This is a genomic window from Nocardia vinacea, assembly GCF_035920345.1.
In the GTDB taxonomy this organism is placed as follows: Bacteria; Actinomycetota; Actinomycetes; order Mycobacteriales; family Mycobacteriaceae; genus Nocardia; species Nocardia vinacea_A.
Map to the genome: position 1 here is coordinate 8,801,591 of NZ_CP109149.1, position 24,181 is coordinate 8,825,771.

The window sequence follows — 24,181 nt, forward strand, 5'->3', positions numbered from 1 at the left end:
GACTTCCTTCCATGGAAGTGTCGATTGATGAGGAGGCGGATACTGATGCCCACGATAATCGAGCAGGTCCTTTCCAGCAGCCGAGGCACCGCTCTGATCGTCGACGATGTTCGCTGGTCAGGCGATGACCTGCTGGGCGCCGCCGGTGAGCTGACTGCTGCGATCTCACGCAGTCTCGGCGAAGCACAGATGCTGACTGTCGCCACGAGCAATGCTGCGCTGATCGTCACGGCTTTGACCGCAGCCGAATACCTGCAGGTCCCACTGCAGCTGGTTGACCCGGCTGCGACTTTAGGGTCGTCGGCATCTGTCGAGGATGTACTGATCGGTGAGAGCCTATCGTGCGGCACCGATGAGGCAGTGGCGATCAACGCCCAGCTCCGCTGTCACGTACAGCATCGAGAGAGCGCTCGTCGCCATTCGCTGCGCGGTCCGTCGTTACCGAGGGATGGCATTCTCTTTCAGACCTCCGGATCCACTGCGGCGCCGCGGGCAGTGGTGAAGCGGATCTCTGCCGTAATCCGGGACGGTGCTCGGATAGCAAATCATCTACACGGTGCTGAGTCTCCGCACGTCGTCTGCGCCGCGCCGGCTTTTCACTCCTACGGATTCACTCACGGTGTCCTGGCGGGATTGCTCACCGGGTCGGTGACCGCGTTCTGCCCGTCGTCGACGTTGCCACAGGCATTGGCGAAACTAGCGGCCCGAACTAACGCAGATACGATCATCGGGCTACCGATCCATGTCCATATGATCGCCGCAGCCAAGTCTCTCGATTTCGCTGGGTTGAAACAGATGGTCTCGTCCGGTTCACCACTGCGGGCCGATGCGGTGGCACGAATCCACCGTGACCACGAATTCCGCGTGCTCAATGCTTACGGTGCCTCGGAAGCGGGAACGATCTCCATTGCGACACTGCTCGAAGGATCGGCACCAAGCAGCATAGGCGAGCCATTGAGCGAGGTCGAGGTGCGCCTCGACCCTCAAGACGGCGAGCTGCTGGTCCGCAACGACTCGTTCGCAGTCGGCTATCTCACCGATGGCGAGCTGCGGTCCTTGCCGACAGTGGACGGTTGGTATCGCAGCGGAGATATGGTGGAACGCGATACAAACGGGCTCCGCATCACCGGCCGTCTGGGCGATGTGATCAATATCGCCGGGCGTAAGACACATCGTTCGCGTCTCGAGGCGGTCCTATCGCTGCACCCGGACATACTCGAAGTGCAGGTGATTACGGCCACGGACGAATTCCGCGGTGAGTACCCGGTCGCGCGGCTAGTGCTCAAACCCGGACACGCGCGGCCGGATATCCTGGACTGGAGCCGGGATAAGCTCGACGCTTTCGAAGTACCCCGACAGATTCAGTGGATGGATCGGCTACCGCGCACCGCAACGGGAAAGCTGATTTATGCGCCGACAGCGGACGATGTCGAAGGCTGACGAGGAATGGAACGGCATGCGTACGCGCGTTAGAATCTCAAGTTACGGCGCGCGTCGAAATGATCGATCTGTACGATACCAGTCGAGTTAAACTGCATTCCACGCGCCATCGTGAGATCGCCATGTCGGGCTATTGCCCGAAACGGTCGAAATTTTCCTTAGGATCGACGGATCGATCTATCGAGGGATAGGCTATCGGATATCGGACGCGGCATCTAACCCGATGGAGCCGGAAGAATTCATACGAGAAGATGCCGGTCGAGCTTGTTCGTTGAATACGTCTATGGTCCGATTCATGAAGTCGCATTTCGGGGTGACCGAACGATCGGGAGGGGTCAATGGGTGACATGGCGGAATTTGCTCGATATCTCAATGTACGGCGCCGGGAGTTGTCGGTGCCCGGCACCAGGCTTAGGGAGAAACTGACGAATCGTTCGGTGCTCGTGACTGGTGCGACAGGTTGTGTCGGAAGTATCTTGCTGGAGCAATTGTCAACGCTGAATCCAGCGGCACTGATCGGAGTCGGGCTAGACGAGCCAGTGACGCGTCAAGCGTACGTGGACTACGTGTTTGCCGATGTGCGCGCGGACTCGGAGATGGATCAGCTATTTGATCGATTCCGTCCTGATGTGGTGTTTCACCTCGCGGCTCAGCGAGATCCGGGGCTAGCCGAAAAAGACGTCGCCCGAACGGTGACAACGAACGTTCTGGGAACGGCAAACATCGTGGATAAGGCGCTAGCCTTCGGCGTGACGGATCTGGTGTACGCGTCGACCGGCAAGGCGATGCGTCCCTATACTCGTGACGTCTACGCGGCCAGCAAGAAGGTGGCCGAATGGGTCGTGTCGAGGGCGGGCGTAGAGGGCGGTCTATCGGTTACAGCGGCTCGATTCACACATATTGTGGACAACTCGATCGTGCTGGAAAAGTTCCGGGCGCTCTGCAGGAAGGGAAGTGTTCTGCCGGTCCACGATCCCAACGCTACCTTCTATGTGCAGAGTGCGATCGAATCAGCGCAACTATTGATGGCCAGCCTATTGGTCGGCCAGATGCATCGGCCGGCTGTCTGCGCAATCAACAACTTGGGTTGGCCTTTCCGTGTGCTCGACATCGCCGACGGCGTCATTCACGAAGTCGGCAATCGTGTTGCAGTGGACATTGTTGGCGAGGAACTTGGATACGAACAAGGCGTGTATCCAGGTTTGTTCGACAGCAAGTTGTCAGGCGACATCAGCCCTCTCATCAATGTGCTCGAGGCGAGATCACTGCTCGATGTGGGTCTACCCGAGATTGACGCCGCTCTGCTCCAGCCGCCATCTAGCTATATAATGGATAGTAACTTCGAGACGCTGCTCAAGTTATGCGCCGACAGCTCGTCAGACGATCTGATCAAAAAATGCATGGACGATCTGCTGTACGAGATGCTCGCGGCCACTCTGGCTTTGACACCTGATCACGTCATCAAACGGATGGTCAAGTTCTCGGCGCAGCCCCGTGGCAGCGCATCGACGCAATACTCCCATGCCCGGATCGACGAGCTTCTTCACGAGCGTGCCCGCGATTCGAAATCGGACCTAGTGACGCGGCGATGATACTTCTGGATCCGGAGCAGCCATCGACCGGGCCGCTAGAAGAACGTGCACTGCGTCGATATCAACCTCGACTATCAAGAAGACACGCGCAACCGTAGCTTGGCACCCGCGAGAGCGCATCCGCCTCGACGACCGCCGTCCTAGCCACCCAGAGATGCACATCTGAGCCGCCCGAGCCGCAGTCACCGCTTGGGTTGGCCGACAACGATGGCCCGCCGCTGGCCGTCGGACATCTTCCGCGTCCCCTGCGTCTCTAGTGATGGAACGACCGAGGCCTGCGGCTGAGCCCGCGTCACCGCGAGCCGAACCCTGTACGACTCACGACCGTCCGGCCGATCCACCGCTAACCTCCGACCGAACGTCATCTAGCACTCACTAAGCACTCAACCAGAAGCGAACGATCACCATCGCGAGTCATGAGTCATATGTGATATGTTTGTGGCACCGTCTTCGACTAGCAGTGGATGGCACACAGGAAAGTGTTCCGTCTGCCTCGAAACACCGCAGACGGTGAATGGCGCGCCAATCACACTGTATGCGTCTGAAGGGGACATCTACGGTGGCCGGCGCGACGAGATCCATTGTTCGGATTTGCAGTCAGATTTGGTACCAGGGTGGGGATGCTTGTGATAGATAGTCTGATGGGCGTGGGCGTGAGTCAACCAGCTCAAGAGCCAGATCCCTTCGCTCAGGGGAGCTCAGCGGCACTGGTCTGGCTGTCAGGGATACAGTCTGTACCAGTCGAGCAGACACCGATCAGCACAATTCGATCCGGCCTGCTCGTTCGCGAAGACGCGAGAACAAATACAGACCACGTTCAGGCCCTCGTGGAGTCGATAGCCGAGCTGCCCGCAATAATCGTGCATCGGCCGACAATGAACTTGATAGACGGTGCGCACCGCTTGGCGGCAGTCCGCGCGCTTGGCCGCGAATCGATCGGTGTTCGCTTCTTTGACGGCAGCGATGATGACGCCTATGCCCTGGCGGTCTGCTCGAATATCGGACACGGGCTGCCGTTATCGGTCAGCGAACGTAAGGCTGCGGCAATTCGGCTCATGGGTTCTCATCCGAGCTGGTCAGACCGCCTGATCGCTCGTACAGCCGGCCTGTCCCACAAGACTGTGGGTGTGCTGCGTCGGCGTACAAGTGGTGCCGGTACCCAGTCGGACAGTCGAGTCGGCAGTGATGGAAAAGTCCGTCCTATGGACGCAGACAAAGGTCGGCGAATAGCGGCAGACATTATCCGCGATCGTCCTGGCGCATCGCTACGGGAGGTATCCAAACTCGCTGGCATCTCGCCGAGCACCGTGGCGGACGTCCGTGAGCGTTTGAGCCGCGGCGATAGCCCGGTGGCAGCCGACGAGGGCACAGAAAGCGCGGCGGGCAGGATTCCAGCGAACGATCTGCCGCCAACGCAGAAGCCAGGGAGCAACTCGCAGGTTTCACCGACAACGCCATCCCAACCGGGGATGCGCCAACTCAGAGGTGCAGTGATAACGCTCCAGGGAAAGCTTCTCAAATCGCTGCAGAACGATCCGGCTCTTCGATTCAACGAAAAGGGAAGATCGATCCTTCGGCACGTGGCCGTGTCAGTTAACGAAATCGTAGCATGGCAGAAGTTCGCGGGCGATAGTCCGACGCACTGCAACGGAACACTGGCTCGAGTGGCACGCGCCAATGCCCAGTCGTGGACCGATCTTGCTGAGCATCTCGAGCGGTTGGAACGGGCCGATCGTGCCACCGGGTGATATCCGTTCAAATGGTTTCGGTATTCGACAGTTTTCTGCGCTGAGGCGAGATCGAATTGAGCGAGTAAGTCGTGCTGATCCGCGATTGATGTACTATTCTTTCCGGTCGCTCCCGCCGTATCTGTGTCACCATTAGGAGGGGAAATTTGTCTGCACGAATCGCTTCCATCGAGCGTCTAAATGGAGCGACTTCGCGCGCTATCCTGGGAATAGACTTCGCTGGGTTCAGATCAGGCGCTCAGCTAGAGGATCTGGCGGGTTTGATCAAGAGCAATGTGACACTCTACCGTTGTCAAACCGGAACCCACACTATGCTGTCGGCGGGCGACACACTCGATCGGACAGTCCGGGATATAGTCCAAACAGTTGCAGATTCGCTCTTGGACGTCCGCGCCATAGTTGGATACTGCTCTGGTGGGCATATCGCGGCGGAATTGGCCAAGGCATTCGAACAAACCCTTGGACGACGGGTGAAACTGATCACCCTCGATACCGTCTGGCTCGATCGGAGAATGCTAATCGATGAATTCCACAAAAGCCTCAACCTCGTCCGGCACTACGCCGATGAAGACGCTCTACTGAGAATTCGAATCGAAGACCTGGTCGCTGGCAAGGAACTGCACGAAGAGGGCGGAATTCTGATCGACGTTTACAGCGACATAGTCTCGAGAGTGGCGGAACGAGCATCGTTCAGTGCCCGAATCAAGAACGACATCATCGACATCTTTTCCGCCTATGTTATCTATCTAGTAATGGCAATCCATGCCCAGGGTCAGGCCGGCTTCGAGCGGGGAACGAATATCATATCCAAGGATTACGCCGAGCTGGGATACGCGGGATGTTTGTACTCCGAGAGCTCTCATGAGAATCTCATGGCATCTCGCGAAGTTGCCGAAATCGTACAGAACATCACCTTTTGACGAGGCCGAGAATTGGCCAACAATTTTAGTTTGAGCTTCTTTTGATGGGCGCAGGCGATTGACGGCCATCTACCTAGTCACCGATACGCTAAGCGCGTGCAGTCCAGCAGTCAGCCGCTGACATGCGCGTATTGGCGATCATCGGAGGGAAACGAACTTCTCGAGTGGCATATTGGTCCACTCGGGTACCGGAGACGAGAAATGGTAGAGGATGCAGACAGTTTCAAGAGCTCTGAACATTCTAAGGCTGCTTGCATCCGAGCCCCACGGGCTCTCACTCTCGGAGATATCGAGACGACTTAAGGTGGCACCTGCCAGTACTCATAGGATCGTCTCGGTGCTGGAGAAGGAGCTATATGTCACGAGATCCCACGTGACCAGAAGGATCTATCTCGGTCCGACCGCAAAGACTCTGACTGAGAGTTATCGCCCTCTCCACGCGGATAAGCTAGTGACACCCCATGCCTCGATCAGGCGCGCAAACGACGCCTGTGGTGAGACTGTATTTCTTTCTGAACGAGTTCAGAATCGTGTCATATGCCTCGCGATCGTCGAATCGCGGTTTGATACGAAGCCGGACATAAGAATCGGTCAGGAGCTATCCATCAACGAAACAGGGGCCGAGGCGATTCTTGCGTGGTGCGATGAACAGATCGTGCGGTCATTCGCTTCTGCAGAGTTTTCTTCTGAGACACAACCGATGACGGACTTCCTTCGCCGACTGGATGATGTGAGAAGACGAGGCTATGCGGTCGGTCCATTGGCCGCACACGCTCCATGGTCAGTGTCGGCACCTATAGTACGGTCAACGGGCACCGTGGTTGCATCGGTGACCATCACTGCTCCATATGCTCGAATGAGCGATACAAAGGGCCGGGAATGCGTGACGGAATCTGTACTGACGGCCGCTACAGAAATCGGATCCGATCTCGGTTGGACCGAGGAGTATCCAAATCCTTGATACCGTTGGATCCTCCGGCACTGCAATCCAAGATCAAGCATTCATCTACCTAATCGAGCTTGATGGGGTTTAGTCTGAGTCAATCGCAATCGGACGTCTGCTCATGATCCAGAAAAGGATCTGCTACGGTCCCGATCTATGCCTTGGATGAATTTCAAAGTCCAAGACGCGTTGTCTCAACAGTGATTCCTCCTTGTCAGTCCTGAGTGCGCATGATTAGCTTGGGAAATACTAGAAGAGGATTCACGGGCCTGAAAGGCGGTTGATGTGAAAGCGCTGATATCCGGGCAGCTCGACTTGATGGCCAGGCAGCACCCGGAACGCCCGGCAGTCGCCGAGGTAGGCGTCAAAATTGAAAATACATTGACGTGGCGTGATCTGGATCGGATTACCGCCGCACTCGCAGATCAGTATTTGCGAAGTATTGAGTTCGACGAAAAGTCGCTGATTATCGTCGAGGCGAGCAATCGCCTCGAGAGCGCAGCGGCGATCCTGGCGATACTTCGGGCGGGTATCGGGTGCGCTCCGATCAACGCTCGTTCTCCGCAGCCCGAGAGACATCGATTGTTCACCGCGGCAGCAAGAAGGTTTGCAAAAGTATATGAGCTGAACCCGCAGACCGGAGCGCTCGATTCTGCCTGTTTTGCCAGGGAGGACCGACCGAAGGCGTCAGAACCAAGTCCGGAGTACCTCTTGGCAGGCGGTGGAACGTCTGGAGTGCCAAGGCTAATCGATGGGTACATCGATGGTGGAGCGCTCGGGCCAATGGGAGGATATAGGCTTTTGCTTGAAGGGGCTGGCTGGACCCAGGGAATGCGGCAACTGATCGTAGGTCCGCTGTATCATTCGGCGCCCTTTAGGACCTTTCTGTCCGGAGTATTTGCCGGGCACACGATCATGCTACAGGGCACCTTCTCGGCGGAAAGAACATGGAACGTGCTCCAACGCGAAAGAATACAATGGGTCCAAGTCACACCTACACACATGAGGCGAATGATGGAGGGGGGCGCACCCCCGAAGAGTGCCGTGAGCGCACTACGAGGGCTTCTCCATACCGCTGCACCCTGCGATGTTAGAACAAAGAGATTCTGGCTCGACTATTTGGGGCCGGACCGACTATTCGAAGCCTACGGTGCGACCGAGCAAATAGGTATGACGCTATGCAATGGTCATGAATGGCTTGAGCGTCCAGGAACAGTTGGACGGGGCTTTCTCACTCAGGTACAGGTGCTCGGTGAGAATGGCACACCTGTGCCGCATGGTGAGCCGGGAACGGTTTACATGCGGACTGCGGCCGGCAAGGGCATGCGCCCCGCTCATCACGAAGCTGTTCAATATTCGCGATCGGGATTTCAGACGGTAGGTGACCAAGGCCGCCTCGACCGCGACGGCTATCTGTATCTCGACGGGCGGCGGACGGATGTCTTCTCAGTTGGCGGGGCAAATGTATATCCCGACGAAATTGAGGCGGCAATTCTTCGGGTCGGAGGAGTCGTGGACGTAGCTGTTTTCGCGGCAGAGGATCCTGCTTTCGGTGCCATCCCTCACGCGATGATCGTGATAGAAGGCGGTTCCTCGATACGGGCGCAAGAGATTCGTGAGTTCTGTCGGAGGGAGCTCTCGATTCACAAAGTACCGAAGAAGATCGAGATTGTAGATGCTATCCCACGCAACGAGGCCGGAAAGATTGAGCGGTCGAAGTTGTCGCTATCTAGTAAGATTCCGGAGAAAGGTCAACCGAAATGACGGTTGTTAGTGATGTTCTTGTTGGGATCAAAAGAGCCGCTATGTCGCATGAGGATGTCGCTGACGCCGAAGCGTTCGAGATCCTGAATCATGGTACTGTCGGTCTTGCTATCGTTCCAAAGTCCTTTGCGAACGCGGTAGAAATCCGCAACCATGTACTCGCGACGTCGAACGAAAATGAAGTGCTGACGACCGTTGCGCTTGTCGACAAGCTGCCCAGAGATACTCAGGGATATGCGAATCCTGAAGAAGTCGCGGCTATTGTAGGCCGTTTGCCTGAAACGTATCTTGCCGTCTACGAACCTGCATCGACGGATACCGAGAGCTCGATCATCTCCATGCTTGTGGCGGTGACGCGGACTCCGATTATCGGCATGAGGGACGACTTCGTTGACATCGGAGTCGACTCAGCCGCGGCGGTGCGACTCAGCTCTCTTCTGGAAGAGAAGTTCGGTATCGAACTACAACTCGGCGAAGTATTCCGCGCAGCTACAGCGAACGGACTGGCGTTTCTGATCGAGGACCATCGTCGGGCGCGCCCGTGTTAGCACAAGGTGCGGCAAGCGATACGGCGTTAGTGCTGCCGGACGGCACCCAGATCAAATACGGTGCACTCCGGGAGTCTGTCGATCGTGCGCTTCGGATGCTTGAATTCCTGCCTAAAAGATCGCTTATTGCAATAGGAGCAGAAGCCTCGGTCGATTTCGTTGTCCTGTATCTAGCGATACTGGAGTCGCAGCATGTAGCGCTACTTCTGCCGCCACGATTTACGGCCTCTCAGATTGCCGGCATAGCCAATGCGTTTGAACCGGAATTGTTTGCGCTGTCCTCCGCTTCTTCCGCAGTAGTGAGCGACTACCGTAACATCAGTGCTTTCGGACCCTTTGCGATTCTGAAGGGCCCGTTTGCCGACAAGAAATCGCTTCATCCGGATCTTTCCACCGTCCTGTTGACGTCTGGAAGTACCGGAAAGCCGCAGGGTGTGCGGCTGTCGTCAGCTAACATCCTCGCTAACGCCGAATCAATCTGTGAAGGCCTGCGTATCGATTCAGCCGACCGCGCGATTAACTCCTTGCCGTTGCATTACTGCTATGGGCTCTCTGTCCTGAACAGTCACCTCTTCGCCGGAGCGTCGGTGGTCATTACCGGCGATTCTCCAACCCAACCGGACTTTTGGCGCACGTTCTGTGAGCGGGATGCGACTTCGTTCGCAGGTGTACCGCTCGTCTACGATGCTGCGTGGCGTATGTTCAGCCGATCGTGGCCGGGCCGCCTCAAGACCCTGACACAGTCGGGAGGGCGCCTTCACGACGAGGTCGCTCGCCGCTACGTTGAGCTAGCCGATCGCCACGATGGTCGATTCATAGCGATGTATGGTCAAACGGAAGCGACTGCGCGTATCTCGTGTGTCGATATCGTCGAGCGGCCGGACCGTATCGGATCTGTTGGTAAGGCCATTCCGGGGGGATCGGTGACCGTAGGTCCCGCGCTGGACGGGATACGTGGTGGTGAAGTGATATATAGGGGTCCGAATGTCATGATGGGTTATGCATCGAGCCGAACGGATCTGGAAAAGGGGGACGAGCTCGGCGGTGTTCTACAGACTGGCGACCTCGGCGTAATTGAGGACGGTTTCCTCTATCTGACCGGACGTTTAAAGAGGATCTCGAAGATCCATGGCCGGCGTATATGTCTCGATGAAGTACAAGCTGCGCTAGCTATCGTCGGCGACGTGGCAGTTTCGGGCACCGACAATGAAATATTCGTGTTTCACGTCGCACCTTATGGTTCCAGACTCGCGAAGTCTATTGACGCTATTTGCGCGGCATTCAATATTTCGAGATCTGATATCCGCACTTCAATGATCGACTCGCTACCGGTAACGGCAAGCGGAAAGATTGATTATGGAACATTGCGGGATCGTGCGTCGATATTGCATATCGACCGTTCAAGAGCTCGATTGGATGACTAACCCTGATGGTGCTGAAGACGATTCCGGGACCGTCGGCCCGTCGGCTGCGTATATCGGACTTCTGCACGCGCCAGTCGTGCTTCGCGCCCAACCTATCCGTTTCACATTGTGATTGTGTCGACTGTCATGGGCAGATCTACACGGCGTGTAAGCACTATTCGGCGCGCGAAGGAGGCCTAGCCGATGCGTAACCGTGGTGAATCGTTCCCGGTAATCCGAGTGGGTCCATTGAGTCTCGCCCAACAACTTGTCTGGGTTGGACTACATTTTCGAGAGCAGGGCGAGCCCTTGCCCCCGCTTCATCAGAATTGGGACATCCCGGGCAGCCCACCTGTTGATGTCGTGCTTCGTGCCCTTGCGAACCAAGTGGGTCACCATGAAGTTCTCAGGACGGCCTTTGTGCAAGGCCCGGATGGAGTGCCTATCCAAGTGGTGTACGATGAGGAGTACTTTACACTACCTGTCTCAGTAGTCTCCTTGTCGGCTGTCGATGACTTCTCGCGAACTGCGACTATTCCCCTGGCGTCCGGTTCGATGTTCAACGGACCGTTATGGGATATCCGCATCTACGCAAAGAACGGTCTTGTACGCAGTATCGGGCTGCGATGCGAGCACATCGTCACAGACGGTCAGGGTCTACGCAATTGGCAGTCAGAATTGCTGGATCTATGTGCTGGCCGGAAAATTCCTAGTCCAACCCTGCAGCCGATTGACCGCGCGAATCGGGATGCTAAGCGCTCGACTGTTTGGAAAGCGTCCGAAGTAATGCCTCAGGCTGTTGTCCCTCAGATTGTCGTACCTCCAATCGATGTGGCGGATTCATCGAAGAGGTACGTGCTGATAAGAGCATACTTCGACGGGATTCTGCCGTTGGTTGACCACGCGGCGCGGGTACTTGCGATGTCGCGGGCTCAGTTGTTTCTGCTTATTTTCAGCTGGTTATTGAGCCGGTTTTCCGGCATGCCTTGGGTTTACTTTGCGGTGGTGCTTCACAATCGTTCGAAGGATGACCGCGGCATCGATTGTCAAATGCTACCTGTCGGTCTCGCGACTCATGTTCCTTCCGAGGGGACGATCCGAGAGGTGTCCGACAGCATCAAGCACAGTGTGACGGCTGCGTATCGGCGTCAGCGCGGATTCGATGCTGATGCGCAGTTCGGCACACAGATGAGCGCCTGCGCTGACAGAGGAATCGGGCGGCCGGTTCCGTTCATGTTCAATTTTCAAGGTGGACCGAATCCAGGCTTGGAGATCGCTACCGTTGATAGCCCGACTCCTCGGCTAAGATTCCAGCATTTAGACGACGCCGACGGTGCGCCGCAGCATAATTCGGTGTCGATCTACCTCGGTCCGGCAATCGGAAATGGCCGAGGAGATTGCATGGTCGAGGTAAATATCGATACCGCGCATATACCGGTTAGGACCGTCAACAGCATGGTAGACATCTTACCTCGTGTGCTCGCTCGGATTGTGAATAGCCCGGCTCTCACCATAGCGGAACTGGATGGAATGTTGCCGGCAGCGTTTCTGCGGCAGGACTGCGGGACGGCTACCGTTCGCAACTTGTGGGTACGACTGGAGGTGATTCAGGATATGGTCGATTCCTGCGTCGGCGTGAAATGGTCGAGGCTGGAAATACGGAACGATGAAGTTGTCGCTGTCGTCGAATTACATCCAGATTGGTCCCCGTTCGACGTGCACGAAATGCTTCTTTCGCGCCTGGCTGACAGAACGGACGTCTGTGCACCTCACCGATACAAACTGGTGAATAGACGCGACGACTCGCCTCTAAGCATGCAAGTTGTCGCCGAGTGGTGCCCCTCACAGGGCTGGCCGCAACTGACAGCGAGCACCCGAGGGGAGGTTGAGTTGTGCCGATCGCTGGAAAATGTGCATGGGGCGCCATTTGAGAACCTAGCGCTCACATATAGTCAGGCAGGTGGGCGACTTCTGTTGTGGCCTGCGGTCGTCGAGACTCTTCGTCGTCAGGGCCTGACCGGGTTGACTCCAGCACACGTTAGGAAGCCCTTGACACTGAGGCACATCGCTCGATGCCTGATTCATGTGTCATCTGACGAATAGATACCCGCAAAATTAAGCGCACGTGGTGGATGCGCAGCCCGACGGCCTCGAATCCTCGAAGTCGATCCGATATGTCGGGCTCGTGGATCTACCGGCGATCCTCGGCATTCAGTTCGACTCATCTCGATAACGGTGGGCACATGAGTCCTACTGGTGAGTCGATGCCGCAGTGTGAATGCCCTCGCCGGCCAGTGGCGGATGGTCGTTGGATAGGGCACTCGCAGGTAGAGTTGGCACTGTCGCGTTGATATGGGCGGCAAGACGGCTGGCTGAGGTAACAGGGTAATGGGGGAGAGAGTACTGTGCGTGCCTGATGAATCCGCTTAACCTTCAGCCTGTGAAATCTATGAAAGTTCTTTCGGCCCCTTCGTATCATCCAGCGTCTCGTATCGGTACGGTGGATATGTTACGAGGCTTCTCCCTCGGCGGAATCTATTTGGTCAATATCACCCAAATGAACGTTCCTTGGGGCCTGAGCGCAGGTCCGCTCGATAATACGCTGGTATTCGTATTCGTCGGAAAATTCTATCCTCTCTTTTCGTTCTTGTTCGGCTATTCGATTACACTGCAGATTCGTTCGGCGAACCGGGCCGGTGTTCCTGCGAAGTGGCGGATCATCCGGCGTTGCACGACGCTGGCGCTCATCGGCATCGCACACGCAGTGCTTCTGTTCACGGGGGACGTTCTCACTGTCTATGGCGCGGCTGGAGTGGTGTTACTGCTACTGAGCGCGATGCGGGCGCGTTTCGTATTGACGGTGGCGGGTCTGATGTATTCGGTGGTGATCGCTCTTTCTACGATCCTCGCTGTCCTCGGTGTATCTGCTGATGAGGGTCACCGTACAAAATCTGAAATGATCGGAATCATCCGCACAGGTGGTCTTCCTCTAATTCTCGCACGCTGGCAGGAGTTCACGTCTCATCCGTTCGCGCATCTTCAGTTCGCACTGCTCGTGTTGCCGCTATTCCTTGTTGGACTGGCGGCTGGCAAGATTCGGCTGCTGGAAGACCCGGTTCGATACCTCCCAATGCTTCCGCGCGCGCAGGTGATCGGTCTCGGACTCGGCGCGCCGTTGACGCTGGCGGCGATGCTGATCCACAAGCCTTGGGTCGTGGCGTTGTTCATGGTTGCTTCACCGTTACTCACCATGGCCTACGCGGCGACCCTGCTGCGCCTGGCACACTCGCGATATGCCCTGGTGACAATCTTCGCCCCAGCGGGCAGGGTTGCCGCGACGAACTACATTGCGCAGTCACTGATTGGTGCAATTCTCTTCACCGGGTATGGATTCGCTTTGGCAGGTCGGTTGCCCGAGGTTCTCCTGGTCGGCACCGCCGTCGTGATCTATGCGATCCAGCTCGGAGTTAGTGCGTGGTATGTCCGTCGATTCCAGCACGGGCCCATCGAGTGGGTTCTGAGATTGTTCACGTACGGCCTCGCCGGTGCGAAAGGCACTAGTGTCCCGACGGGGACAGGTCCTTCCTGACCTGCTCGTGTTCTCAATGGCGGCTGGTTTGAGAGCGTGCGTTCCACTGGCGACAGTCGAGTTGGCGGCGGAGCGGCGACGGGCATTGGTCACTGTGGTTGAGCGCATTCATTGCCCGCCCGGCGTCGTCGCCTCGCCACCGCGCGGCCCGCGTTGATGCTGTGCACTGAACAGATGCTGGCAGTTTGGATTCGATGTAGCCGTCGCACCGCGACCGATCTGGGCCTCACCAGCTGTTCCGGGCCACCCGCCGGGGCACAGCCTCCGGAAGAGCTGAAACGCGGTGACTCTGCCGACCGGCTCCTGTCCTCTCCCACCGCCCGCACGGGCCGTCTTCAGAATGGCCTTCGGCTACGACGAGAGGCAGGAAGAGGTCTCCCGCCTGTTCACGAACCCCGGCCGCGCCCGGAACTTTGACTATGAGCCCGATATCGATCGTCGCCGCAGCAACGTCATCTGCGGGGCAGGTGTGCTCGACATCCGGTTTGGCGGGGGGACGGCCGCTCGATGCAGAGGCAGTCACCACCCTATGAGAAGAGTCAAGAGAGTGTGGAAGCTGCATCGAGTGACCACCTCGACACGGGGCCGGGGCCAGCGCTGACCGGGCTCGACGTGCGTTGGCGAGTCGCTGATCGGGCTTCTCGTTCGAGCACTGCGGGTCCTCGAACGGCACCTGCCCGGCACCGGGCGCGGAGCAGAAGTCTGATTGCTGGCGCTGTACCGATTGCGGGCTGGCCCGGTGGTCGATGGTCATCACCGTGTTCGAGGCTCGGCGGGCGAACGTCTCAGGGGCTCGAACCGCAGATGCTCTCGAAAGTCTGTGCCGTCCCCGCACGTCAATCGTCCATATGGCGAGTAATGCGCCCCGCGCCTCAGCGGGAGGCGCCCACGTTGCCCCCGAGGGCACGCTGAATTGGGCTCAGTAAGCGAGTCGAACTCCGGCTCGCGACGGGTGCTCACGCCATGAGACAACACTGCTAAGGTCTCCTCGGTTTTCGTGCGGCGGAAAGAGACGCGGCGAAGATTTTCAGGACGACCAAGATGTAGGTGTGTTTCTTGTGCCTGGTGAAAAATAAGACCTCGCGCACAACATATGGCCCGAACGTTCTTCACCACTCAAACCGGGTCGTATAGCCTGGCTTTGGGGATTTACCCCGCCCGAAGTTTTCATTCGGGGGTGAAGTCGAAAGAGAGGTTGATTAACATGGGCGCAAACGTGAAGCGCGTGATGGAGGAACTGCGGGCAAGCGAGCGGGAGCATGCCTCCGATCCGACTATGGCGGACGAGATCCTCAAAACCGGCAAGGTTGCGTGGGTCCGGGCTTACGCGGTCGCAGTCTAATAGCCCTCTAAAAGGGTAGGCAGCCTGTCGACGCGAGTGCATGTAATGTCAGCCGACAGACTGCCTACTCATATAGGCGCCTTCGTTCACGTCGCGGGTCCGGCTGAATGCCCAGAACCCGCGCCTAGGCCTGAATCGAGACTGTTCCGTGAGTGACATCGTCGATAGAATTGAAGAGTGCTCTGATGGCAGCGGGGAGGTAAGCGATCAACAGCGCGAGAACAAAATCCTGTCTGGCGTGAGAGATCTGCTTGACGCGTACCTGAGCATTCGAGATGGTGACAGTTGCATTGTTGTGTACACGCCTCCCTGTCGAGAATATGCTGCATATCTGAAGATTGAGCTCGATAGTCGGGGCATTTCAAACGATGCCGTGGCTATGCGGCCGTACTCTGATCTGGGACTTCGAGAGGAGCTTGGGCGATTCCTTCCAGACTTGGCGCGGTCGCCGGGGAAGCTCTGTGTAATAACCCTCGAGGCCGAGGGTATCACGAATTCGGATGTATTCGAGGAGATCATTTCCGAATACGGAAAGAGCCGCGTCAAGCTTTTTCGTATTATCAGCGCATCGGACGAACTTTTCTATTACGGACTTAAATCGAGTCCCCAAGAAATCTCGCAGCGTAATGCCACACTGCTCGAGCTTTTTCGGTCCGAGAACGAGATCCGCGTCAGGAATACGGCAGGCACGGACGTTCTAATTGAATTCGATCACGACAGATACGATTGGGTGAGCGTACGGGGTGCCTGGCGGCCAGGAGTGTTCACCGTCCTCCCGGCCGGCGAACTGGCGACATATGCAAAAAGCGTCAATGGAAGAATAGTCGCTGACGGGGCAATGCGGGTCAATGTTGTCCATACACTGGATCCGAGACTCGAGGTCAACCCCATTTCTATTACCGTCGAGGACTCGCTAGCGACGCACCTAGAATGCGCTGACGACGATCTTCTCGAGTTGGCTCAAGCCTGCTTTCGCCGCCCACATGGAAACCGGGTTGGTGAGCTCGGGTTCGGCACGAATGCCGGGTGTACGACGTTCGCTGCACACAACTCGCATTTGAACGAACGCTTCCCCGGACTTCATATTGGATTTGGCAGTCACAATCAACCTTTCGAAATAGTTGACTATCTAACAGACATACATCTTGACGTAGTCACCAACGATGCCGAGGTGGAGCTGCCGCGTGCAGGTCGGACGATTAGGCTGTCGGAGCTCGCTCCGCGCCCGGGCATAATTCATCCCTTTATGACTCGTGATAACGATCTGGTCGGAGATTGCTGCAGCCGGGGCTGTCTTCCAACGCTGCAAAACGGCCTGCTTTTCAATGGTGCAACACCTTCCTGACATTAGATGGAGGGTTCTCCTTCCGACGGGCACCGCATAGTTGATAATATCCACATCTCCTATTGATTCGGAGTGGTTCGGTGAATAGAATATTGCGGCTATGTATCGAGAATCGCAAAGAATACGAAGGTGGGGTGCGCGGGTTGACGACTCATGCTCGTGACGACGCGGGGGGCCCTCCATGGTCTCTTGTTCACACATGGGAAGCGCCGGAGGGGCTTTCTATGTGTGATGAAGTTTAGCCCACCCCTCCGGGCTGCGGTTCTGGGCTTGTTACCGGCGAGCCTGTGACGCGTTGGTTCCGTTGTCGGGCAGGCCATTGCGAAACAGAGGATAGCGTATGAGATACGGGATAATTGGGCTCATCAGTTTATCGGCCATAACGGTGGTAGCAACAACCGATCTTCCGGGTATCGATCCCTTCGAAGCCGGTCCTGCGATTATCGCGATGCCGGATTCCCCGTGTCCTCCGTGTCTGCCCGACACCTCTCGGGATTAGTCTCTCGCTGGCATGGGGCCAATGGGACCTGTTCGGTCGCCGGCGCGATGCGTTGATGGAGTTGCGCGCAGCTTATCGATGTAGGGTCGCTGCTCGGACGGCGCGCTATTCGGTCTGGAAAAAAAATGTGTTCCTCGCCGACGTTTCGAGGAGACCTGTGGCGGGTCGTGAACGTACCATCCGTTCATGTTATACATTGAGTGATCTGGGGGAATGAGATGATATTCAGAGAATCTGGGATTTCCGCATGATAATTCGGCGTCCTAACATTATTGAACCAACTCCGGAATCTCCCAGAATTATCGGCGTGGGCTCCGCCGTCCCCGAAAATTCGTATTCACAAGATGAGATACTGGAGCTGTTCGGAATCGAAGATCCGCGAATTCGATCTATGTTTCATAACAGTGCGATCGAGCGACGCTTCCTTACCCTGCCTCCCGTTAGCTCGGACGGTAGACGACGGACGGAGACACAAGGGGAGCTGTTGGCGAAGCATCGTGCCCAGTGCCTCGACATGGGATCTCGGGCACTCGAGGAGTGCCTCAAGCAACTCGGCGCCAGCCTGTCTGATGTCCGATACCTATGCTGCGTGACCTCGACTGGCCTTCTCACCCCTGGGATCAGCGCGCTGCTGATCCGCGAAATGAACCTGAGTGCCGCTTGCGCCCGGTTGGACGTGGTCGGGATGGGATGCAATGCAGGTCTCAACGGTCTCGCGGCAGCTGCGAACTGGGCCAAGGCTCATCCCGGCGAACTGGCCATTCTGCTGTGTGTGGAGGCCTGTTCCGCCGCCTACGTGTTCGACGGCACGATGCGCACGTCGGTCGTTAACAGTCTCTTTGGGGACGGCGCTGCGGCCGCGGCAGTGGTGTCCGGACATGGCGACACCGACGCAGGCCCCGCGCTCGTCAAGTTCTCGAGCCTGGTGATTCCGGAGGCGATTGATGCGATGCGTTACGACTGGGACGACGAGCAGGGCAAATTCAGTTTTTTCCTCGATCGTGATGTGCCCTACGTAGTCGGAGCGAATGCCGAGACCGCGTTGGGGCAGCTTCTTGAGGCCACCGGGCTCGGCCTCCGTGACATCACTCACTGGTTGGTGCATTCCGGGGGCAAGAAGGTTATTGACGCCGTCAGCATCAACTTGGGTCTCACCGGTCATGACGTGCGACACACGACCGGCGTCCTACGGGACTTCGGGAACCTCTCCAGCGGCTCGTTCCTGTTCTCGTACATACGGCTGCTTGAAGAGGGCACGGCACGTCCGGGCGATTACAGCGTCCTCATGACTATGGGTCCCGGCTCCACGATCGAAGCCGCACTCGCGCGTTGGTAGCACTGGATATCGCAGATGGAGTTTGGCAGGACCATGCCCGTAGAAGAATCGGCCTCCCCTTTGAATCACGTCGTCGATCGGTGCCTCACAATCGATTGCACGGCCCCACTGTCTATCGCGCTCGTGGATCGGCTGAACGCGTTCTGCTCGTCGGCTGAGGGGACGGGCGCACCGCTCGTGTGCCTGATTCGCCTCACGGGAGCTGACACAGCGACCGCCGGTCAGTGGCCTGCCCCGGTTGAGATCCACCTGGTGAACAAGTGGGAGCTCGCATTGCGCCGCCTTGAGCGGCTCGATGCGGTGACTGTGGCCTTGGTCGAGGCGAACTGTGGGGGCCCGGCGTTCGATGTCGTGCTCGCCGTTGATTATCGGGTCGCCACTGCCGATGCCCGGCTGTACCCTCCTTCGCTCGCCGGCGACGTCTGGCCAGGCATGGGGCTCTACCGGTTGGCCAATCAGTTCGGAGTGGCGGCTGCTCGCAGGCTCCTGCTGTTCGCCGAGGAAATGACTTCTGCGGTCGCGGAGCGTATTGGTTTGATCGACGAGACGGGCGATCCGGTCAGCATCCTCGAGGCGCGGATACCGATCCTGCGTACACGGGCCGGTTCCGAGCTGGCCATCCGGCGGCGGCTGTTGCTCGATGCAACGTCCGTCAGTTTCGAGGACGCCCTCGGATCCCATCTGGCGGCTTGCTCCAGGGCATTGACACGTGGATCTGACAACTTGGGTGTGCTTTTTCCCCCATCAGCTGGCGAACCCGCCCGTCGTAGGTAGGCGACCGGTACCGGAACAAAGGAACTCACCAATGACCATTGGGAAGATCGGTCGATCCGACATCGAGCGGCATATCATGGCCCCTTTCATGTTCACAGGGGAATTCGACGCCGACACTGCTGCCGTCGGCACGCTCACCAGGGATGCCGATGCGCTGCTCGGACAGCTGCCGCGTAAGGCCCTTCGAACGCCGGAGGAACAATACACGGCCGAAGCCGTGCACCGGTCTGCCCGACTGGCTCGATCGGGCTTCCTCGCGCTGCACGCCGCAAAGGTTTATCAGCACCTGACCGAGGGAAACCGCATCTCGCTCCGATTGTCCGAGCTGGTGGCCAAGGCCGCCGAGGAGTTCCCCGGCCTCGTCCCCGACGAAGAACAGATGCGCGACGAGCAGACCAAGGCTCAACGCGACAAGGAGGGCCGGGAGATCGATCAGGCGATCTTCTTCCGCTCGGTCCTTACTTCACCTTTGGCGGGGCCGCACCTGATGGATGCCATGATGCGCCCGACCGACCGCGCACTAGCGCTAGTGCCAGAGTTCCGGCGCATCGGAAAGGTGGACCTGGGCGCGGTCCAGCTGGAACGCGCGGGTGCCGTCGCGCATCTGACGATACGCAATCTCCATTGTCTCAACGCCGAGGACACGCCGTCCGTTGCGGACATGGAGGCCGCTGTCGACCTCGCGCTCCTGGACGACCAGGTCCGGGTCTGTGTGCTGCGCGGCGATGTGATGATGCACCCGAAGTACCACGGCAGACGTGTCTTCAGCGCCGGTATCAACCTTCGCGATTTGAACGCGGGGCGCATCTCGTTCGTGGATTTCCTGCTCGGCCGCGAAATCGGCTACATCAACAAGATCTTCCGCGGCGTCCTGTTCGATAGCACAGCGAATTGGCCGGATCGAACGGTGCAAAAGCCCTGGCTGGCGGCCATAGACAGATTTGCTATCGGCGGCGGAATGCAGCTGGCGCTCGCTACGGATTATGTCATCGCCGCCTCCGACGCCTACTTCAGCCTGCCTGCGGCGAAGGAGGGGATCATCCCCGGCCTGGGCGGTTTACGCCTCGGCAGGCTGCTAGGGGCTCGGCTCTCGCGCCAGGTCATTCTGTCCGGAAGGCGGATCCATGCGCGCGACCCCGAAGCGAAACTGCTCTGTGATGACGTCGTGGAACCCGAGGCAATGGACGCCGCCGTGCTCGCAGCGGCCGAGCGTTTGTCTGAGCCAGCAGTGCTCGCCAACCGCAGGATGCTCAACCTCGCCGACGAACCGGCCTTGCATTTCCTCAGCTACCTGGGCGAGTTCGCACTGGCCCAGGCACTGCGCATCTATAGCTCGGACGTCCTCGACAAGGTTGGCGGTATCGACGCGTGAAAATAGAACCGCGCGTCCGGTATGAAAAACGGGATCACGTCGCGTACATGACGCTTAATCGACCGAATGCGCTCAATGCGATGGATCTCGCGATGCACAAGGAACTAGCCGAGATCTGGGACGACTTCGAGGCCGACGACAACCTATGGCTTGGTGTGCTCACCGGAGCAGGCGAGCGCGCCTTCTCAGTTGGTCAGGACCTCAAGGAACTCGACCGCCGCAATAGATCGGAAGAGGAGCCAAGCACATTCGGCAGCCGAGGCAGGCCGGGGTGGCCTCGACTGACCGAACGGTTCACGCTGGCCAAACCGCTGCTGGCTCGGGTGAACGGCTACGCACTCGGCGGGGGCTTCGAACTCGTCCTCGCCTGTGACATAGTCATCGCCGCCGACAACGCGGTGTTCGGGTTGCCCGAAGCGCGCCTCGGACTGGTGCCCGGGGCCGGTGGCGTATTCCGGTTGACACGGCAGATACCAATGCGGCAGGCACTCGGCTATCTACTCACCGGGCGACAGGTGACTGCGGCGCAAGCGTGGGGTGCTGGCCTGGTCAACGAAGTTGTGCCCGCCGATCAACTGGACGTCTGTGTCGACGGCTGGGTGCGGGACATCTTGAGCTGCGCTCCACTGGCGGTCCGCGCGATCAAGGAGGCCGCGTTCGCCTCTGCACACCTTTCGCTGGAAGAGGCGTTCGCCCATGAATACGTCTGGGAGGAACGCCGCCGCCGCAGCCGAGACGCCAAAGAAGGTCCGGCGGCATTCGCCGAGAAGCGCCCGCCCCGATGGCAAGGAGTCTGACCGAATTACAGCGACGCACAGTCTGGCTGACTTGGGGTGCCATGGTCTTGGGTCGGCCGCTATAGCGTTCGCCCGTAGCCTGTCGGCCCCGGAGAACTGCTTCGCGCAGATCCTAGGAGTTCGATCCGGTCGTGCTGTCGGAACCACGGGAACGCCGCCGCCGTCGATGTATTCAAACTCGTGCTGGCCGGATACACCGAGAAGCCGAAATCGAGACGACCGCCGCTGCCCAGAAGAACGGAGCAATCTCGTGAGCAACGAGACACAAACGAACGACGCAACCGCGATAGCGCGTCAATTGACCGCATGGGTCGTGGAACTGACCCCCGGATGCGACCTATCCGAGATCGACGACAACACCCCCCTCAAGCAATTCGCCGGATTCGACTCGATCGCCATTGTCCAGCTGCTCGCACGGGCTGAGGAGGAGTTCCACGTCGAACTGGCTGAGCTGGACCAAGCGATCGAAAGCGCAAGCTCGATCGGAGCCCTGACCGAGACCATCGTCATGCTGGGCGGCAGGCCTAGTTGACAGCAACCACGATGCGCGGACACGAAACCAGCATGAAGAACACAGCGGAGCTGATTCGGAACCGGTTCGCGTGTTCCTTGTCCCTGAACAGCGGTTTTGATGATAATTATCCCGAGCCGTCTGGCGCTTATAGGGCTGGACGGGGCTGTGCGCGAACTCTTGGCTCTGATATTCGGCGACCATCCTGCATCCACGTGGTCGCCAGCGAGCCCGACCTGGCGACCTTGCGAGGGGCAGCGAGTCTGTTCACCAACGCACCGCGCTTGGGCAGCTCCGGTGACGTCTGCTTGCTGGGACCGCGGCGCGATGTCATGGTCCTCCGCAGAGTCGCCGCGCCCGACGCGAGGCGCTTCGGTCGAGACGAAGCGCCGCAATTCTTGGCCGAATACGCGAGCTGGTTCGTCGGAACTCCCACCGTCGCAGGCTTACTCACAGGAAGCAATCCATGACGACTAGGCCCGATGTTCTTTCTTTCTCGGCGGGAAAGCCATACGCACGGCATACGACGGTCCGGGATGCGACTTTCGCGGTGTTGCGGCGGCTTGGCATCACGACGATCTTCGGCAACCCGGGGTCGACCGAGATACCGTTGTTAACCGACTTGCCAGAGAGTTTTCGCTACATACTTGCCCTGCATGAGGGATCGGTGGTGGGGATCGCAACCGGCTACGCTATGGGCAGGGGAGAGCCGGCGCTGGTTAATCTGCATACCGCGGCCGGTCTGGGTAATGCGATCAACGCAATCGCCAATGCCAGGGACTGTCGAGTGCCACTGGTGATAGTGGTCGGTCAGCAGGATCGTCGCCAGCTTGCGTTCGAGCCGTTCCTCACCGGGCGCGGGTTGGAGCGAATGGCCGAGGACTATCTTGTCTGGGCGAATTTCCCGGCGCGAGCCCAAGATCTGCCGGGTGCCATCGCGCGCGCCTACCACGAGGCCCGAAGCGGGCAGGGTCCCGCATTGGTCGTGGCTCCGATGGGAGATTGGGACGAGCATGCCGATGGCCTGGCCGCCGGCGCACCCGAGGTCGTGGTTCGCCCAACGGCGATTGGTGCCAAAGAGATGGCCCCGCTGCTGGAGTTGATTGCTTCATCATCGGCTCCCGCGATCGTAGTAGGAGCGGGCACCGCTGACCCGGAGACATGGGAGGCGCTGATCGAGTTAGTTGAGCGGGTGGAATGCCCGGTGTGGCAAGAGCCGTTGTTCAGCCGCGCTGGCTTCCCACACGACCACAGGCTGTTCGCCGGGCATCTGCCGTGGAAGCGGCGTTCGATGCGGGAGGCGTTGGCTGGACATGATCTGGTGCTTGCGGTAGGCACAAGCGCACTGCGCACTTACCTGTTCGATGAGCAAGCAGCGTTGCTGGAGCCGGGCACGGTGGTCGCCGTGCTTACGGATGACCCGGCTGAGGCGCATCGCAGCCCATGTCAGTTAGCCGTGGTGGCTCCGATCGCGCAAGCCTGCGGCGCACTATCCCGAAGCCTGCTTACCCGCGCCGCGAGGTCCGTTCCGCCCCGCGTTCCTACTGTTATGTCCGACGCAAGCAGTCCCGTCGACGCGTTGCGCGTAGGCCAGGTGTTCGCCGAGCTGGCCTCACGTCTGCCGGATGATGTGGTGCTGGTGGAGGAGTCCCCATCAAGCCGGCCGGAGCTGCTCGCGCACCTGCCTGCCCGCACGCCTCTAGGGTTTGTCGCTAACGGCGGCGGCGGACTTGGATTCGGTTTGACCGGTGCGATCGGACTGCGGTTCGCGTTGCACGATCGGCCGGTTGTGGCTGTACTGGGAGATGGCTCAGCGATGTATACGATCCAGGCACTGTGGACTGCAGCCCACTACGACATCGGGGTGCTGCTGATCGTGATGGCCAACGGCCGTTATGCAGTGATGGACGAACTGGCGCGCACTCGTGGCGGCGTCGGCTGCTGGCCGGCATTCGAGGCGGTCGATGTCGCTTGTGTCGCTGAGGGACTCGGCTGCGTGTCGCTGTCCGTTCGAACCCACGACGAGCTGGTCCGCGTGCTGAACGAGGTCGCACCGACCCTCCGTGGACGTCAACAGCCACTACTTCTGCAAGTCGAGGTCGAGTAGATTCTGGCAAGAGAGCTTGGTCCGCGTGGCATCATCGTGAATTCCGTTGCGCGGCGATACCTCACTGCCTAGCTGAATCATGGACTTGGCGAATCAGCGCGACCAAATCTGTCGCCGCACGCCGCTGGGTCGATTGGGGCGCCGTCCGATG

The 24,181-nt window shown here is 58.6% G+C and carries 18 protein-coding genes; all 18 read left to right on the forward strand.

What is annotated here, in order from left to right; all coding sequences use genetic code 11:
• The first annotated feature begins 45 nt into the window (after nt 1–45).
• The 18 genes from OIE68_RS39810 to OIE68_RS39890 all read left to right on the forward strand — a co-directional run bounded on the left by OIE68_RS39810 (nt 46) and on the right by OIE68_RS39890 (nt 24,030).
• Nucleotides 46–1,440 carry a fatty acid--CoA ligase family protein gene (locus OIE68_RS39810; RefSeq protein WP_327096054.1) on the forward strand — a complete coding sequence of 465 codons (1,395 nt, stop codon included), beginning with the start codon at nt 46–48 and terminating at the stop codon, nt 1,438–1,440.
• Nucleotides 1,441–1,778: 338 nt separating this feature from the next.
• The gene (locus tag OIE68_RS39815) at nt 1,779–3,032 is read left to right on the forward strand and encodes a polysaccharide biosynthesis protein (protein ID WP_327096055.1); all 1,254 of its coding nucleotides are present in this window, start codon (nt 1,779–1,781) and stop codon (nt 3,030–3,032) included.
• Between the two features lie 641 nt (nt 3,033–3,673).
• Nucleotides 3,674–4,780 carry a ParB/RepB/Spo0J family partition protein gene (locus OIE68_RS39820; protein ID WP_327101982.1) on the forward strand — a complete coding sequence of 369 codons (1,107 nt, stop codon included), beginning with the start codon at nt 3,674–3,676 and terminating at the stop codon, nt 4,778–4,780.
• Nucleotides 4,781–4,926: 146 nt separating this feature from the next.
• Complete coding sequence (locus tag OIE68_RS39825; RefSeq protein ID WP_327096056.1) at nt 4,927–5,700, forward strand: hypothetical protein; 774 nt, start codon at nt 4,927–4,929, stop codon at nt 5,698–5,700.
• A gap of 211 nt (nt 5,701–5,911) precedes the next feature.
• A complete protein-coding gene (locus OIE68_RS47290) occupies nt 5,912–6,661 on the forward strand; it encodes an IclR family transcriptional regulator (RefSeq protein ID WP_419150631.1) in 750 nt (249 codons plus the stop codon).
• Between the two features lie 267 nt (nt 6,662–6,928).
• Nucleotides 6,929–8,407, forward strand: a complete 1,479-nt coding sequence (locus OIE68_RS39830) for an AMP-binding protein (RefSeq protein ID WP_327096057.1) — start codon at nt 6,929–6,931, stop codon at nt 8,405–8,407.
• On the forward strand, nt 8,404–8,955 hold the full coding sequence (locus OIE68_RS39835) for a phosphopantetheine-binding protein (RefSeq protein WP_327096058.1): 552 nt from the start codon (nt 8,404–8,406) through the stop codon (nt 8,953–8,955). The genes OIE68_RS39830 and OIE68_RS39835 overlap by 4 nt, the downstream gene beginning before the upstream one ends.
• Entirely contained in the window at nt 8,949–10,379 is a 1,431-nt protein-coding gene (locus OIE68_RS39840; protein WP_327096059.1) for an AMP-binding protein, read from the forward strand. The genes OIE68_RS39835 and OIE68_RS39840 overlap by 7 nt, the downstream gene beginning before the upstream one ends.
• Before the next feature lie 183 nt (nt 10,380–10,562).
• Nucleotides 10,563–12,461 (forward strand): hypothetical protein, encoded by a 1,899-nt coding sequence (locus tag OIE68_RS39845; protein ID WP_327096060.1) that lies wholly within the window; start codon nt 10,563–10,565, stop codon nt 12,459–12,461.
• 346 nt (nt 12,462–12,807) lie between these two features.
• A complete protein-coding gene (locus tag OIE68_RS39850; protein WP_327101983.1) occupies nt 12,808–13,947 on the forward strand; it encodes a DUF418 domain-containing protein in 1,140 nt (379 codons plus the stop codon).
• Nucleotides 13,948–15,151: 1,204 nt separating this feature from the next.
• Nucleotides 15,152–15,289, forward strand: coding sequence for a hypothetical protein (locus OIE68_RS39855; protein ID WP_327096061.1), 138 nt, complete (start codon nt 15,152–15,154; stop codon nt 15,287–15,289).
• Between the two features lie 148 nt (nt 15,290–15,437).
• Nucleotides 15,438–16,634 carry a hypothetical protein gene (locus OIE68_RS39860; RefSeq protein ID WP_327096062.1) on the forward strand — a complete coding sequence of 399 codons (1,197 nt, stop codon included), beginning with the start codon at nt 15,438–15,440 and terminating at the stop codon, nt 16,632–16,634.
• 746 nt (nt 16,635–17,380) lie between these two features.
• The gene (gene dpgA / locus OIE68_RS39865) at nt 17,381–18,469 is read left to right on the forward strand and encodes a 3,5-dihydroxyphenylacetyl-CoA synthase DpgA (RefSeq protein WP_327096063.1); all 1,089 of its coding nucleotides are present in this window, start codon (nt 17,381–17,383) and stop codon (nt 18,467–18,469) included.
• 33 nt (nt 18,470–18,502) lie between these two features.
• Nucleotides 18,503–19,243 carry an enoyl-CoA-hydratase DpgB gene (gene dpgB / locus OIE68_RS39870; RefSeq protein ID WP_327096064.1) on the forward strand — a complete coding sequence of 247 codons (741 nt, stop codon included), beginning with the start codon at nt 18,503–18,505 and terminating at the stop codon, nt 19,241–19,243.
• A gap of 31 nt (nt 19,244–19,274) precedes the next feature.
• Nucleotides 19,275–20,615: a (3,5-dihydroxyphenyl)acetyl-CoA 1,2-dioxygenase DpgC gene (dpgC, locus tag OIE68_RS39875; protein ID WP_327096065.1), complete on the forward strand. Its 1,341-nt coding sequence runs from the start codon at nt 19,275–19,277 to the stop codon at nt 20,613–20,615.
• Complete coding sequence (gene dpgD, locus OIE68_RS39880; RefSeq protein WP_327096066.1) at nt 20,612–21,412, forward strand: enoyl-CoA-hydratase DpgD; 801 nt, start codon at nt 20,612–20,614, stop codon at nt 21,410–21,412. Before dpgC ends, dpgD begins: the two co-directional genes overlap by 4 nt.
• Before the next feature lie 250 nt (nt 21,413–21,662).
• Nucleotides 21,663–21,944: an acyl carrier protein gene (locus OIE68_RS39885; protein ID WP_327096067.1), complete on the forward strand. Its 282-nt coding sequence runs from the start codon at nt 21,663–21,665 to the stop codon at nt 21,942–21,944.
• Nucleotides 21,945–22,389: 445 nt separating this feature from the next.
• Nucleotides 22,390–24,030: a thiamine pyrophosphate-binding protein gene (locus tag OIE68_RS39890; RefSeq protein ID WP_327096068.1), complete on the forward strand. Its 1,641-nt coding sequence runs from the start codon at nt 22,390–22,392 to the stop codon at nt 24,028–24,030.
• Nucleotides 24,031–24,181: the final 151 nt, after the last annotated feature.